This is a genomic window from Corynebacterium sp. AOP40-4SA-5, assembly GCF_052377355.1.
GTDB lineage: Bacteria > Actinomycetota > Actinomycetes > Mycobacteriales > Mycobacteriaceae > Corynebacterium.
Genome location: NZ_JBQSWS010000015.1, coordinates 48,364 through 62,686 on the forward strand (window position 1 = coordinate 48,364; position 14,323 = coordinate 62,686).

A 14,323-nucleotide genomic window follows, 5' to 3' on the forward strand; every position below is an offset into this window, starting at 1 on the left:
TCAGCCAAGGAGACACCATGCGCATCGTCGTGCTCAACGGACCGAACCTCGACCGGCTCGGACGCCGCCAGCCCGAGATCTACGGCTCCACCACCCTGGCCGACGTGGAGGAGGGGCTCAGGGCCGACGCCCGGCGCCTCGGCGTGGAGATCGAGACGCTGCAGTCCAACCACGAGGGCGACCTCATCGACCGGGTGCACCGGGCGGCCGACGACGGCGACGCGGTCGTCATCAACCCCGGCGGCCTGACCCACACCTCGGTCGCCCTGCGCGACGCCCTGGTCGAGGTCGCCGACGGCCCCGGTTTCGTGGAGGTGCACATCTCCAACATCCACGCCCGCGAGGCCTTCCGCCACCACAGCTACCTCTCACCGATCGCCCGCGGCGTGATCGCCGGGCTCGGGGTCAAGGGCTACACCATGGCGCTGGAGTACCTCGCAGGCAGCTAGTGGGTACCTCCCGAGCGGGCACACCGTCGCCCGCGGCGGGGTAGTACCCTGAGGGTCATGACCGACACCCTCACCCGCCGCCGCGCCGTCGCACAGACCGTCGCCGACGCCGGCCACAGCCTCCTGCTCGTCTCCGACCTGAAGAACATCCGCTACCTCACCGGATTCAGCGGCTCCAACGCCGCCCTGCTGCTCGACACCGACGGTGCGGCGACCCTGGTCACCGACGGACGCTACGACACCCAGGTGCGCCAGGAGACCGCGGACTCGACCAACATCGACATCCGGATCACCCGTGACCTCTTCGGTGAACTGCGCGGAGTCGCCGGCGACAGCGCCTTCGCCGTCGAACCGGGCATGAGCGTGGCCACCGCCCGCGAACTCGGTGACCCGGCGATCCTCTCCGGCGCGGTCGAAGGGGCCCGCCTGGTCAAGGACGCGGCCGAGCTGGACGCCCTGCGCGAGGCCGGCCGGCTGGCGGACTCGGTCTTCACAGAATTCATCACCGCCGGCGGCATCCGCGAGGGCATCACCGAGATCGAGGCCGCGGCCGACCTGGAGTACCGCCTGCGGGCCGCCGGGGCGGACGGACTGAGCTTCGACACGATCCTGGCGTCCGGCGTGAACGCGGCCAAGCCGCACGCCGGCGTCTCGCGCGACGTCATCGTCCCGGGCCTGGTGACCATGGACTTCGGCGTGTGGCTCGACGGCTACGCCTCCGACCAGACCCGCACGGTGTGCGTGGGGGAGCCGGACGCACTGTCGGCGGAGATCTACGACCTGGTGTACCGCTCCTTCAACGCCGGGGTGGAGGCCGTGCGCCCGGGGGCGGGCCTGTTCGCCGTCGACAAGGTCTGCCGCGACATCATCGACGAAGCCGGTTACGCGGAGTACTTCGTGCACTCCACCGGCCACGGTGTCGGCCTGGACGTGCACGAGGCGCCCTACGCAGCCTCGCGCACCCCGCAGGACAAGCAGCTCTCCGAGTCGATGACGCTGACCATCGAACCGGGCGTCTACCTGCCCGGGCGTACCGGTGTGCGGATCGAGAACACCTACATCGTCACCGCCACCGGCGCGGAGTCGGTGAACCCCTCGCCGACCGAGTTGCGTGTGCTCTAGCAGGGGACTGCTAGACTGACCGGCTGACCATCCATCCTCGTTTCCCAGGGAGTAGACACGTGGCGACCACCGCGGATTTCAAGAACGGTCTCGTGCTGAAGATCGACAACAAGCTGCAGCAGATCATCGAGTTCCAGCACGTCAAGCCGGGCAAGGGCCCCGCGTTCGTGCGGACCAAGCTGAAGGACGTCGTCTCGGGCAAGACCCTCGACAAGACCTTCAACGCCGGTGTGAAGGTCGAGACCGCCACCGTCGACCGTCGCGACATGACCTACCTGTACCACGACGGCGAGAACTTCGTTGTCATGGACGACAAGGACTTCGAGCAGTTCGAGGTGCCCTCCGAGAAGTTCGGCGACGCCGGCCGCTTCCTGCTGGAGAACATGCGCGTGCAGCTGTCCTTCCACGACGGCCAGATCCTCTTCGGTGAGCTGCCGGTCTCCGTGGACCTGGAGATCCAGCACACCGACCCGGGCCTGCAGGGCGACCGCTCCACCGGTGGCAGCAAGCCCGCCACCCTGGAGACCGGCGCGGAGATCCAGGTCCCGCTGTTCCTGGAGACCGGCAACGTCGTCAAGGTCGACACCCGCTCGGGCGAGTACCTCTCCCGCGTCAACAACTAGACGTCATGTCCAACGAGAATCATTCCGGCGACAAGCAGGCCGGTGAGGCCTACCGCCGCCACGGGGCCCGTTACAAGGCCCGTCGACGCGCCGTCGACATCCTCTTCGAGGCCGAGTTCCGCGACATCGACCCCGTCGAGATCGTCGAGGACCGCACCGAACTGGCCAGGGACGAGTCCAACCAGGTCAAGCAGGTGCCGGAGTACACCGCCCGGATCGTGCCGGGGGTGGCGTCCTCCCTCGACGAGATCGACCGAGCGATCGCCAGCCACCTGAGCAGCACCTGGCGTCTGGAGCGCCTGCCGGCGGTGGACCGTGCGGTGCTGCGCGTGTCCGCCTGGGAGCTGCTCTACAACACGGAGGTCCCCTCGCGGGTGGCGCTCAAGGAGGGCATCCAGCTCGCCTCGGAGTACTCCCACGACAAGGCCCCCGGCTACGTCAACGCCGTGCTCGACGGGATCGCCCGCGACAAGCGCCTCGCTGACGAGGCGTCCGCCGCCGAGAAGGCCGAGCAGGACGCTGCGGCGGCGAAGGCCGAGCGTGACGCCGAGCAGGCGCGCGCCGACGCCCTCGTCGACGGCATCGTCGACGAACCCGCCGACGAGCCGGACGACGAGCCCGGCGACGAGAACTAGACTCCCCGGGGCTGACGTCCCGGGACCGTGCTAGAATTCTGCACGGAAACTGGATCCGGTCCTCGTGCCGGTTCCGACCACCTTTAACGATCCGTCCTGTGAGGCGGGGAAGGAGGTCACGATGAGCACGCAGCATACCGACGGCACCACGGTCACCCTCCTGGGTCCGGACGACGTCGGACGTACTGTCGCACGCATCGCGCACCAGATCATCGAGAAAACGGCACTGGACGCACCCGGCTCCGACCGGGTCGTGCTCCTGGGGATCCCGTCGGGGGGAGTGCCGCTGGCGGCGCGACTCGCCGAGAAGATCGAGGAGTTCAGCGGGGTGGGCGTGTTCCACGGGGCCGTGGACGCCACGCTCTACCGCGACGACCTCACCTCCACGCCGCACCGCGCCCTGAAGCCCACCAGCGTCCCGCGCGACGGGGTGGACGGTGCCACCGTCATCCTCGTCGACGACGTGCTGTTCTCCGGGCGGACCATCCGCGCCTCGTTGGACGCGCTGAGCGACGTGGGCCGTGCCCGCATCGTGCAGCTGGCGGTCCTGGTCGACCGTGGCCACCGCGAACTGCCCATCCGCGCCGACTACGTGGGCAAGAACATCCCCACCTCCACCAGTGAGGACGTCCGTGTCTCCCTCGCCGAGATCGACGGCGTGGACCGGGTGGAGTTGCTCCGCCCGGCCGGCACGGCGCCGGAAGGAGACAACGCATGAAGCACCTGCTGAGCATCGCCGACCTCGACGCCGACGACATCACCCTGCTGCTCGACGAGGCCGACCGCTTCGCCGAGACGCTGCGCGACCGTGAGGTCAAGAAACTGCCGACCCTGCGTGGTCGCACCGTGTTCACCCTGTTCTACGAGAACTCCACCCGCACGCGCTCCAGCTTCGAGACCGCGGGCAAGTGGATGAGCGCCGACGTGATCAACATCTCGGCGTCCTCGTCCTCGGTGAAGAAGGGCGAGTCACTCAAGGACACCGCCCTGACGTTGCGCGCCGTCGGCGCCGACGCGATCATCATGCGCCACCCCTCGTCCGGTGCGGCCCGCCAGGTCGCCAACTGGGTCGGCCAGGGCAGTGACGGCATCAGCGTGCTCAACGCCGGCGACGGCGCCCACGAGCACCCCACCCAGGCCCTGCTGGACGCGGTGACGCTGCGCAACAAGCTCGGCACGCTCGACGGCGCCCACGTGGTCATCGTCGGCGACATCCTGCACTCCCGGGTGGCGCGCTCCAACGCCCTGCTGCTCACCGCCCTGGGCGCGGACGTGACCTTCGTCGCCCCGCGAACCCTGCTGGCCCCGGGGATCGAGCACTGGGTCAACCCGAACGGCCCGGCCGCCGGCAAGGGCACCGTGCGCGTCAGCCACGACATGGACACCGCCATCGCCTCGGCGGACGCGGTGATGATGCTGCGCGTGCAGGCCGAGCGCATGGACGGCGGTTTCTTCCCCTCGCACCGCGAGTACGCCACGCGCTACGGGCTGTCCCAGGACCGCCTGGCAGCGCTGAAGGACGACGCGATCGTGCTGCACCCCGGCCCGATGCTGCGCGGCATGGAGATCAACGACGCGGTGGCGGACGCCCCGCAGACCGTGGTCCTCGACCAGGTCACCGCCGGTGTGCACGTGCGCATGGCGGCCCTGTTCACCCTGCTGGTCGGCACCGAGACGAACGCGGGGGAGCAGCGATGAGCACAACAACCATCCCGGAGGAGAACAACGTGAACGACTACCCGGCAACCGGCGTCCTTCACCCGGCCGCCGAGGGGGCCGTGCTGCTGCGCGGCGTCCTGCCCTACGGCGAGGGCGACCCGCAGGACGTGCTGGTGCGCGACGGCGTGATCGCCGAGATCGCCCCGACCGGGAGCATCAGCGCCACCGATGAGTTCGAGGTCATCGACCTCGACGGCCAGGTCCTGCTGCCGGGCCTGGTCGACATGCACGTGCACATGCGCGAGCCCGGCCGTGAGGACACCGAGACCATCGCCACCGGTTCGGCCGCCGCCGCCCGCGGCGGGTTCACCGCCGTGTTCACCATGGCCAACACCGACCCGGTCACCGACACCCCCGCCATCGCCGAGATGGTGTGGCTCAAGGGCCAGCAGAAGAACCTCTGCGACGTGCACCCGGTCGGCTCGATCAGCCGCGGGCTCAAGGGCACCGAGCTCACCGAGTTCGGCATGATGGCCGACTCGGACGCCAGGGTGCGCATGTTCTCCGACGACGGCAAGTGCGTCGACGACCCGCGCCTGATGCGCCGGGCCGTGGAGTACGCCGGGGGACTGGACGTGCTGCTCGCCCAGCACTGCGAGGAGCCCCGCCTGACCGAGGGCGCCGTCGCCCACGAGGGTGAGACCGCCGCCCGCCTGGGACTGCGCGGCTGGCCGCGCGTCGCCGAGGAGTCCATCGTGATCCGCGACGCCCTGCTGGCCCGCGACTACGGCGGACGCCTGCACATCTGCCACGCCTCCACCGAGGGCACCGTGGGCCTGCTGGGTTGGGCCCGCGAGCACGACATCCCGCTGTCCGCCGAGGTCACCCCGCACCACCTCATCCTCACCGACGAGAAGCTGGAGACCTACGACGGGCACTACCGGGTCAACCCTCCGCTGCGCGAGACCCGCGACACCCTGGCGCTGCGCCGGGCCCTGATCGACGGCACTGTGGACTGCGTGGCCACCGACCACGCCCCGCACGGCTCCGAGGAGAAGTGCTGCGAGTTCGACAAGGCCCGCCCCGGCATGCTGGGACTGGAGACCTCCCTGGCGATCATCGCCGGGCTGTTCGTCACCGACCCACCGCAGGACCAGGAGCGCCAGGACTGGCGTTTCGTGGCCCGGGTGATGTCGGAGCGCCCGGCGGAGATCCTGCGGCTGCCCGGACACGGGCGTCCGGTGGCCGTGGGCGAGCCGGCGAACCTGTGCGTGGTCGACCCTGACCACGGCTGGACCGCCCACGGCGAGCAGATGGCCTCCAAGTCGGCCAACACCCCCTACGAGGGGATGGACCTGCCGGTGAAGGTCACCACCACGCTGCTGCGCGGCAAGGTGACCTGGCAGGACGGCCAGGTGAGCGACAAATGACCGATAATACGACAGAGAAGAGTACTGCTGTGAGTTCCTCCCGCACCCCCGCGCTGCTGGTCCTCGGCGACGGACGGGTGTTCCGCGGCCGGGCCTTCGGCGCCACCGGCACCACCCTCGGTGAGGCCGTCTTCACCACCGGCATGACCGGTTACCAGGAGACGATGACCGACCCGTCCTACCACCGGCAGATCGTGGTGGCGACCGCCCCGCAGATCGGCAACACCGGCTGGAACGACGAGGACGGCGAGTCCCACGGTGACCACATCTGGGTCGCCGGCCTGGTCATCCGCGACCTCTCGCGCACCGTGTCCAACTGGCGCGCCGACCGCAGCCTCGCCGAGGAGATGGAGAAGCAGGGCGTCATCGGCATCCAGGGTGTCGACACCCGCGCTATCGTGCGTCACCTGCGCGACAAGGGTTCCGTCGCCGCCGGCGTGTTCAGCGGCGAGGCCGCCGGGCGTCCGGTCGAGGAGCTCGTCGCCGAGGTCAACGCCCAGCAGTCGATGGCCGGCGCCGACCTGGCGACCCAGGTCTCCACCGACGAGACCTACGTGCTTGAGCCCGAGGGGGAGACGCGCTTCACCGTGCTCGCCTACGACATGGGCATCAAGACCAACACCCCGCGCAACTTCGTCGCCCGCGGCGTGCGCACCGTGGTCGTGCCGGCGAACTCGCCGGTCGAGCCGCTCATCGAGCAGTACTCCCCGGACGGCGTGTTCATCTCCAACGGTCCCGGTGACCCGGCCACCGCCGACGTGATGGTCGAGCAGGTCCGTACCGTGCTGGAGCGCAGGATCCCGCTGTTCGGCATCTGCTTCGGCAACCAGATCCTGGGCCGCGCCCTGGGCATGGAGACCTACAAGCTGAAGTTCGGCCACCGTGGCATCAACGTGCCGGTGCTCAACCACCTCACCGGCAAGATCGACATCACCTCGCAGAACCACGGCTTCGCCCTGAGCGGCCGTGCCGGTGAGCCCTTCGACACCGACTTCGGCACCGCCCAGGTCACCCACACCTGCCTCAACGACGACTGCGTCGAGGGTGTCGCCCTCGACAGCGGCCTCGCCTTCTCCGTCCAGTACCACCCCGAGGCCGCCGCCGGTCCTCACGACGCCAATCCGCTGTTCGACCAGTTCATCGAACTGATGGAAGGGAACAACTAAATGCCGAAGCGCACCGACATCAACCACGTCCTCGTCATCGGCTCCGGCCCGATCGTCATCGGCCAGGCCTGCGAGTTCGACTACTCCGGCACCCAGGCGTGCCGTGCCCTCAAGGCCGAGGGCCTGCGGGTCTCGCTGATCAACTCCAACCCGGCCACGATCATGACCGACCCGGAGTTCGCCGACCACACCTACATCGAGCCGATCCAGCCCGAGTACATCGAGAAGATCTTCGCCGCGGAGAAGGAGGCCGGCCACCCGGTCGACGCCGTGCTGGCCACCCTCGGTGGGCAGACCGCGCTGAACGCCGCGATCCAGCTGGACCGCGCCGGCATCCTCGACAAGTTCGACGTCGAGCTCATCGGCGCCGACATCGACGCCATCGAGCGCGGCGAGGACCGTCAGAAGTTCAAGGACATCGTCGCCTCCATTGGCGGCGAGTCCGCCCGCTCGCGGGTCTGCCACAACATGGACGAGGTCCACGACACCGTCGCCGAGCTCGGCCTGCCGGTCGTCGTGCGCCCGTCGTTCACCATGGGTGGTCTGGGCTCCGGCCTCGCCTTCACCTACGAGGACCTGGACCGCATCGCCGGTGGCGGCCTGGCCGCCTCCCCCGAGGCCAACGTGCTCATCGAGGAGTCCATCCTCGGCTGGAAGGAGTACGAGCTGGAGCTCATGCGCGACGGCGACGACAACGCCGTGGTCATCTGCTCCATCGAGAACGTCGACGCACTCGGCGTGCACACCGGCGACTCCATGACCGTCGCGCCCTCCATGACGCTGACCGACCGCGAGTACCAGATCATGCGCGACCAGGGCATCGACATCCTGCGCGCCGTGGGCGTGGACACCGGCGGCTGCAACATCCAGTTCGCCGTCAACCCCGACGACGGCCGCCTGATCACCATCGAGATGAACCCGCGTGTGTCGCGCTCCTCGGCGCTGGCGTCGAAGGCGACCGGTTTCCCGATCGCCAAGATCGCCGCCCTGCTGGCCATCGGCTACACCCTCGACGAGCTGCGCAACGACATCACCCAGGTCACCCCGGCGGCCTTCGAGCCGACCCTGGACTACGTGATCGTCAAGGCCCCGCGCTTCGCCTTCGAGAAGTTCCCCGGCGCCGACGACACCCTCACCACCACCATGAAGGCCGTGGGTGAGGCCATGTCCGTGGGCCGCAACTACATCGCCGCCCTGAACAAGGTGCTGCGCTCCCTGGAGACCAAGCCGGCCGGCTTCTGGACGACCACCGACGAGTACTTCGCCGGCGAGCGTGCCGGCGACCTCGCCGCCGTGCTCGACGACCTGGGACGTCCCACCGAGGGCCGTATCTACGACATGGAGCTGGCCCTGCGCCTCGGCGCCACCGTGGACCAGGTCCACCGCGCCTCCGTGGGCGTGGACCCCTGGTTCCTGCACGAGCTCAAGGCCCTGGTGGACTTCCGCTCCGAGCTTCAGGACGCCCCGGTGCTCACCGAGGACCTGCTGCGCGAGGCGAAGTACATGGGCCTGGCGGACACCCAGATCGCCGCGCTGCGTCCCGAGCTCGCCGGCGAAGACGGCGTGCGGTCGCTGCGCTGGTCGCTGGGCATCCGTCCGGTCTTCAAGACCGTGGACACCTGCGCCGCGGAGTTCGAGGCGCAGACCCCGTACCACTACTCCGCCTACGAGATGGACCCCGAGGCCGAGACCGAGGTCGCCGAGCAGCGCGACCGCGAGAAGATCATCATCCTGGGCTCCGGGCCCAACCGCATCGGCCAGGGCATCGAGTTCGACTACTCCTGCGTGCACGCCGCGCTCGAGCTCTCGCGCGTGGGCTACGAGACGGTCATGGTCAACTGCAACCCGGAGACCGTCTCCACCGACTACGACACCGCCGACCGTCTCTACTTCGAGCCGCTGACGTTCGAGGACGTCATGGAGGTCTACCACGCCGAGGCACAGTCCGGCACCGTGGCCGGCGTGATCGTGCAGCTCGGCGGCCAGACCCCGCTGGGCCTGGCGCAGCGTCTCACCGACGCCGGCGTGCCGGTGATCGGCACCTCCTCCGAGGCGATCAACCTCGCCGAGGACCGCGGCGAGTTCGGCACCGTGCTGGAGAAGGCCGAGCTGCCCGCCCCGGCCTTCGGCACCGCCACGACCTTCGCCGAGGCACGCGCCGTCGCCGCCCGCATCGGCTACCCGGTGCTGGTGCGTCCGTCCTACGTGCTCGGCGGACGCGGCATGGAGATCGTCTACGACGAGGCCTCCCTGGAGGACTACATCGACCGCGCCACCGAGATCACCTCGGACCACCCGGTGCTGGTCGACCGCTTCCTGGACAACGCCATCGAGATCGACGTCGACGCCCTGTGCGACGGCGACGAGGTCTACCTCGCCGGCGTGATGGAGCACATCGAGGAGGCCGGCATCCACTCCGGTGACTCCGCCTGCGCCCTGCCGCCGATGACACTGGGGGAGAGCGACATCGACAACGTGCGTCGCTCCACCGCCGCCCTGGCCCACGGCATCGGGGTCAAGGGCCTGATGAACATCCAGTTCGCCCTGAAGGACGACGTCCTCTACGTCATCGAGGCCAACCCGCGTGCCTCGCGCACCGTGCCCTTCGTCTCGAAGGCCACCGGTGTGCCGCTGGCCAAGGCGGCCTCGCGCATCATGACCGGTACGCCGATCCGCGAGCTCATCGCCGAGGGCCTGATCCCGGGTGACCGGGACGGCGGCTCGCTGCCGCTGGGCCACCCCATCGCGGTCAAGGAGGCGGTCATGCCCTTCAACCGCTTCCGCAACCCGCAGGGTGAGATGCTCGACAGCCTGCTGAGCCCGGAGATGAAGTCCACCGGCGAGGTCATGGGCCTGGACTCCGACTTCGGCACCGCCTTCGCCAAGTCCCAGGAGGCCGCCACCGGCTCCCTGCCGACCAGTGGCCGGGTGTTCGTGTCCGTGGCCAACCGCGACAAGCGCACCATGATCCTGCCGATCCAGCGTCTGGCGTCACTGGGCTTCGACCTGGTCGCCACCGAGGGCACCGCGGCGATGCTACGGCGCAACGGTCTGGAGTGCGAGGTCGTGGCCAAGCAGACCGACATCGAGTCCGGCACCGCCGCCGAGGGCAAGAGCTCGATCGTGGACCTCATCGACCAGGGTTCGATCGACTTCATCCTCAACACCCCGGCCAGCACCGCCGCCGCCCGGGGCGACGGCTACGACATCCGTGCCGCCGCGGTGCGCCAGAGTGTCTCTTGCGTGACCACGGTGCAGGGTGCCGTGGCCGCGGTGCAGGGCATCGAGGCGCTGAAGGGCTCCACCACGGTGGTGCGCGCCATCCAGGACGTGGACCATGACAGCTACTGAGTCCACCCGGGACACCTTCGGCGAGCGTTTCCTCGCCCGCTCCGGGCACCTGGGACGCCTGTGCGTGGGCATGGACCCGCACGCCGGCATCCTGCGTGACTGGGGCCTGGGTGTGGACGTCGCCGGGTTGGCGGAGTTCTCCCGCATCTGCGTGGAGGCCTTCGCCGACACCGCCTGCGTGGTCAAGCCGCAGGTCGCCTTCTACGAGGCCTTCAGCTCCGCCGGGCTGGCCGTGCTGGAGGACGCCCTGGCGGCGCTGCGGGGTGCCGGCACGCTGGTGGTGGCCGACGCCAAGCGTGGCGACATCGGTTCGACGATGGCCGGCTACGCGACGGCCTGGCTGTCGGACGACTCGCCGCTGTGCGCCGACGCCGTGACGGTCTCGCCCTACCTGGGCCTGGACTCCCTGGCACCGGCCCTGGAGGCCGGTGAGGCCACGGGCAGGGGAGTGATCGTGCTCTCCGCGACGTCCAACCCGCAGGGCCCGCAGTTCCAGACGCTGACCACCCCGGACGGGCCGAGTGTGGCCCAGACGGTGGTGGACTGGGCGGCGCGCCACAACGCCGCACACCCCGGCGGCGGCAACGTCGGCGTGGTCGTCGGCGCGACGGTCGCCGAACCGCCGGTGCTGGACGCCGTGGGCGGGCTGGTGCTGATGCCCGGTGTGGGCGCCCAGGGCGGTGGTGCGCAGGACGTCCGGCGTATCGCCGGGGCGGCCGAACGGTGGGCCAGCCCCAACATCTCGCGGTCCGTGCTCGCCGCGGGCCCGGATGTTGGGTCCCTGCGCGAGGCGGTCGCCGCCGCCGCGGCGGAGTTCCCGCAGGTCTGAGCGCTCCGCGCGGGAGCGTCCCGCGGAGCGCGAACTGGGGCTTTGTTCAACTTCCCCCGGTCGTAGTGCTACACTTGGCGCGTTGTTTCATGGTCGCGACCTGCGACACCTCTCCCGTGTAAAACGTGGGGGTTGTTGGCATTCGGCACAGCGTATCGCTAGGATTCGTCGAGGCTGACGGTCGGACGTGACGTCCGACCGGCTGAAACACCTGAAGTACCTGAAGTGCCTGCATTTCATGCAGTACCCCATAGCAAGTGACATCGAACCACAGAACAAGACGGAGGAACCCGTGGCCCTTCCCCAGTTGACCCCGGAGCAGCGTGCAGAAGCCCTGAAGAAGGCCGCCGAGGCCCGCAAGGCCCGTGCCGAGCTCAAGGAGAAGCTCAAGCGTGGAGGCACCGACCTCAAGCAGGTCCTTGCTGACGCCGACGAAGACCCGATCATCGGCAAGATGAAGGTGTCGGCCCTTCTCGAGGCCATGCCCAAGGTCGGCAAGGTCAAGGCCCAGGAGATCATGACCGAGCTGGAGATCGCCCCCACCCGTCGCCTCCGCGGCCTGGGCGACCGTCAGCGTCGCGCCCTGCTGGAGCGCTTCGGTTTCGAGGTCTAGGAACCTTGTCCCCGCAAGTTCAGGCCGAAGTGCAGAACACCGACGTTCCCTCCCCGCACCTGGTCGTGCTGGCGGGACCGTCGGCCGTCGGGAAGTCGACTGTGGTCGCACAGTTGAAGGCCGCCGTGCCGGACCTGTTCTTCAGTGTGTCGTGGACGACCCGGGACCCCCGTCCCGGTGAGGTCGACGGCAGGGACTACCACTACGTCTCCCGGGAGCGATTCCGGGAGGAGGTGGACGGTGGCCTCATGCTCGAGTGGGCGGAGATCCACGGTGGCCTGCAGTTGTCCGGGACCCCGGCACAGCCGGTGACCGAGGCCCTGCGTTCCGGGCGTCCGGTCCTGGTCGAGGTCGACCTGGCCGGCGCGCGCAACATCAAGCAGATGATGCCCGAGGCACTCACGGTGTTCCTGGCACCTCCCACCTGGGAGGAGCTGGTGGAGCGGCTGACCGGCCGTGGTACCGAGAGTGAGGACGTCATCCGGCGTCGCCTGGAGACCGCCCGTGAGGAGCTCGCCTCCAAGGGTGAGTTCGACCGGGTGGTCGTGAACCGGGACGTGACCGAGGCTGTCGCCGAGATCAGCGCCCTGCTGACCGGCCACGCAGAGTAAGAGCAAGACAACTCGCGTTTTCCAACGCGGTGAACAAGCAAAGGTGTGGAGTGGAAACCAACGACAACTCAACCGTCTTCGACCCGGCGGTCGGCATCACCAACCCGCCGATCGATGATCTGCTGACCAAGGTGTCCTCGAAGTACGCCCTGGTGATCTTCGCGGCCAAGCGTGCGCGTCAGATCAACAACTACTTCCAGACCGTCGGTGACGGCGTGTTCGAGTTCGTCGGCCCGCTGGTCACCCCGGAAGCCCACGAGAAGCCGCTGTCGGTGGCCCTGCGTGAGATCGAGGGCGATCTGCTGGAGCACACCGAAGGCTGATCCACCCGCTTCCCGGCACCCAGGCCCGCCGTCGGCACCGTCGTACCCCGCACCCAGTGCGGGGGAGACGGTCGCCGGTGGCGGGCCTGAGCCGTCGGTGGGACACGGCAGGGCCCCAGCAGGTCCACGGCACTGGAACATCGCCCGGCGGGCGTGGGCTAGGCTGGTCTCCTGTGAGTGACAACCAACTGAACGTGCTCGTCGGCGTGGGGGGCGGTATCGCCGCCTACAAGTCCGGCGCCCTGGTCCGCTACTTCACCGAGGCCGGGCACGACGTCCACGTCATCCCCACCGAGTCGGCCCTGCGTTTCGTCGGTGCGGCGACGTTCGAGGCCCTCTCCGGCAACCCGGTGTCCACCACCGTCTTCGACGGGGTGGACGAGGTCCGGCACGTGCGCCTGGGGCAGGACGCCGACCTGATCGTGATCGCCCCGGCCACCGCGGACCTGCTGGCGCGTCTGGCGCACGGGCGTAGCGACGACCTGCTGACCGCCAGCGTGCTGGTGGCGACGTGCCCGGTGGTGCTGGCGCCGGCGATGCACACCGAGATGTGGCAGAACCCGGCGACCCGCGACAACGTGGCCACGCTGCGTCGACGCGGGGTGACGGTGCTCGAGCCCGCCCACGGCCGGCTGACGGGCACGGACTCCGGTGCGGGGCGTCTGCCCGAGCCCGAGCACATCGGGGCGTTGGCCACGGCGGCACTGGACCGGTTCGGCATCTTCCGTCAGTCCCTGGCGGGTCGGCGGGTCCTGGTGACCGCCGGTGGCACGCACGAGGCCCTGGACCCGGTGCGCTACCTCGGCAACGCCTCCTCGGGCCGGCAGGGATTCGCCCTGGCCGACATCGCCGTGCAGCGTGGCGCGCAGGTGGAGCTCGTCGCCGGGGTCACCGAGGACCTGCCGGTGCCCTCGGGTGCCCGCGTCACCCGGGTGCGTAGTGCCCGGGAGATGGAGAATGCCGTGGCGGAACTGGCCGGTGGGGTGGACGCGGTGGTCATGGCCGCCGCGGTGGCGGACTTCCGCCCCGCGACCACGGCCGGAGCCAAGCTGAAGAAGGGTGGGGAGACAGACCTGACCACCCTGGAGCTGACCGAGAACCCGGACATCCTGCACGGTCTGGTGGAGCGTCGCCGCGGCGGCGGGCTGCCGGAGGACCTCGTCATCGCCGGCTTCGCCGCGGAAACCGGTGACGAGTCTCACTCCCCGTTGGACCTCGCGCGGGCAAAACTAGAGCGAAAAGGCTGTGACCTGCTGATGTGCAATGCCGTCGGCGACGGGGTGGTGTTCGGCCAGGCGGACAGCCAGGGCTGGATCCTCACCCCGGGACAGCGTCCGGGCGCCGAGGAGGTCACCGAGGTCCCGGCGTCGTCCAAGCTGGTCGTGGCCTCGTACATCCTCGACACGCTCGAGGACCTGCTGCCCGGCTGAGACCTCACCGGGTGCCCCACAGGCGCCATACCGGGTGCCCTCCGACACCCGCCGCCACCACTTTACAGACTGCTTGGTCTAG

14 protein-coding genes are annotated in these 14,323 nt (G+C 69.4%); all 14 read left to right on the forward strand.

Going from position 1 to position 14,323, the window contains the following annotated elements:
* Positions 1-17: 17 nt before the first annotated feature.
* The 14 genes from aroQ (at position 18) to coaBC (ending at position 14,241) form a co-directional block, all read left to right on the forward strand.
* Entirely contained in the window at positions 18-449 is a 432-nt protein-coding gene (gene aroQ / locus ACT3S3_RS10145) for a type II 3-dehydroquinate dehydratase (protein WP_301441898.1), read from the forward strand.
* Between the two features lie 57 nt (positions 450-506).
* Complete coding sequence (locus tag ACT3S3_RS10150) at positions 507-1,571, forward strand: M24 family metallopeptidase (RefSeq protein WP_301441899.1); 1,065 nt, start codon at positions 507-509, stop codon at positions 1,569-1,571.
* A gap of 59 nt (positions 1,572-1,630) precedes the next feature.
* Positions 1,631-2,194, forward strand: a complete 564-nt coding sequence (efp, locus tag ACT3S3_RS10155) for an elongation factor P (protein WP_301441900.1) — start codon at positions 1,631-1,633, stop codon at positions 2,192-2,194.
* A 5-nt stretch (positions 2,195-2,199) separates the two neighbouring features.
* Positions 2,200-2,829 (forward strand): transcription antitermination factor NusB, encoded by a 630-nt coding sequence (nusB, locus tag ACT3S3_RS10160; protein ID WP_301441901.1) that lies wholly within the window; start codon positions 2,200-2,202, stop codon positions 2,827-2,829.
* Positions 2,830-2,950: 121 nt separating this feature from the next.
* A complete protein-coding gene (pyrR, locus tag ACT3S3_RS10165) occupies positions 2,951-3,547 on the forward strand; it encodes a bifunctional pyr operon transcriptional regulator/uracil phosphoribosyltransferase PyrR (RefSeq protein WP_301441902.1) in 597 nt (198 codons plus the stop codon).
* On the forward strand, positions 3,544-4,527 hold the full coding sequence (locus tag ACT3S3_RS10170; RefSeq protein WP_301441903.1) for an aspartate carbamoyltransferase catalytic subunit: 984 nt from the start codon (positions 3,544-3,546) through the stop codon (positions 4,525-4,527). Before pyrR ends, ACT3S3_RS10170 begins: the two co-directional genes overlap by 4 nt.
* Positions 4,524-5,918 carry a dihydroorotase gene (locus ACT3S3_RS10175; protein ID WP_301441904.1) on the forward strand — a complete coding sequence of 465 codons (1,395 nt, stop codon included), beginning with the start codon at positions 4,524-4,526 and terminating at the stop codon, positions 5,916-5,918. Before ACT3S3_RS10170 ends, ACT3S3_RS10175 begins: the two co-directional genes overlap by 4 nt.
* On the forward strand, positions 5,915-7,084 hold the full coding sequence (gene carA, locus ACT3S3_RS10180) for a glutamine-hydrolyzing carbamoyl-phosphate synthase small subunit (protein WP_301441905.1): 1,170 nt from the start codon (positions 5,915-5,917) through the stop codon (positions 7,082-7,084). Before ACT3S3_RS10175 ends, carA begins: the two co-directional genes overlap by 4 nt.
* Positions 7,085-10,435 (forward strand): carbamoyl-phosphate synthase large subunit, encoded by a 3,351-nt coding sequence (gene carB / locus ACT3S3_RS10185; RefSeq protein ID WP_444626740.1) that lies wholly within the window; start codon positions 7,085-7,087, stop codon positions 10,433-10,435.
* Positions 10,422-11,264, forward strand: a complete 843-nt coding sequence (pyrF, locus tag ACT3S3_RS10190; RefSeq protein WP_301441907.1) for an orotidine-5'-phosphate decarboxylase — start codon at positions 10,422-10,424, stop codon at positions 11,262-11,264. Before carB ends, pyrF begins: the two co-directional genes overlap by 14 nt.
* A gap of 292 nt (positions 11,265-11,556) precedes the next feature.
* On the forward strand, positions 11,557-11,877 hold the full coding sequence (gene mihF, locus ACT3S3_RS10195; protein ID WP_038548495.1) for an integration host factor, actinobacterial type: 321 nt from the start codon (positions 11,557-11,559) through the stop codon (positions 11,875-11,877).
* 29 nt (positions 11,878-11,906) lie between these two features.
* Positions 11,907-12,488: a guanylate kinase gene (gene gmk / locus ACT3S3_RS10200; protein ID WP_301441908.1), complete on the forward strand. Its 582-nt coding sequence runs from the start codon at positions 11,907-11,909 to the stop codon at positions 12,486-12,488.
* A 50-nt stretch (positions 12,489-12,538) separates the two neighbouring features.
* Positions 12,539-12,811 (forward strand): DNA-directed RNA polymerase subunit omega, encoded by a 273-nt coding sequence (gene rpoZ, locus ACT3S3_RS10205; RefSeq protein ID WP_038548496.1) that lies wholly within the window; start codon positions 12,539-12,541, stop codon positions 12,809-12,811.
* Between the two features lie 173 nt (positions 12,812-12,984).
* Positions 12,985-14,241 carry a bifunctional phosphopantothenoylcysteine decarboxylase/phosphopantothenate--cysteine ligase CoaBC gene (gene coaBC, locus ACT3S3_RS10210; RefSeq protein ID WP_301441909.1) on the forward strand — a complete coding sequence of 419 codons (1,257 nt, stop codon included), beginning with the start codon at positions 12,985-12,987 and terminating at the stop codon, positions 14,239-14,241.
* The last annotated feature ends 82 nt before the right edge of the window (positions 14,242-14,323 follow it).

What these genes read in the sequence shown, in the direction of transcription:
- aroQ (WP_301441898.1), top strand. Translation starts at nt 18, where the DNA reads ATGCGCATCGTCGTGCTCAACGGACCGAACCTCGACCGGCTCGGACGC.
- ACT3S3_RS10150 (WP_301441899.1), top strand. Translation starts at nt 507, where the DNA reads ATGACCGACACCCTCACCCGCCGCCGCGCCGTCGCACAGACCGTCGCC.
- nusB (WP_301441901.1), top strand. Translation starts at nt 2,200, where the DNA reads ATGTCCAACGAGAATCATTCCGGCGACAAGCAGGCCGGTGAGGCCTAC.
- pyrR (WP_301441902.1), top strand. Translation starts at nt 2,951, where the DNA reads ATGAGCACGCAGCATACCGACGGCACCACGGTCACCCTCCTGGGTCCG.
- ACT3S3_RS10170 (WP_301441903.1), top strand. Translation starts at nt 3,544, where the DNA reads ATGAAGCACCTGCTGAGCATCGCCGACCTCGACGCCGACGACATCACC.
- ACT3S3_RS10175 (WP_301441904.1), top strand. Translation starts at nt 4,524, where the DNA reads ATGAGCACAACAACCATCCCGGAGGAGAACAACGTGAACGACTACCCG.
- carA (WP_301441905.1), top strand. Translation starts at nt 5,915, where the DNA reads ATGACCGATAATACGACAGAGAAGAGTACTGCTGTGAGTTCCTCCCGC.
- carB (WP_444626740.1), top strand. Translation starts at nt 7,085, where the DNA reads ATGCCGAAGCGCACCGACATCAACCACGTCCTCGTCATCGGCTCCGGC.
- pyrF (WP_301441907.1), top strand. Translation starts at nt 10,422, where the DNA reads ATGACAGCTACTGAGTCCACCCGGGACACCTTCGGCGAGCGTTTCCTC.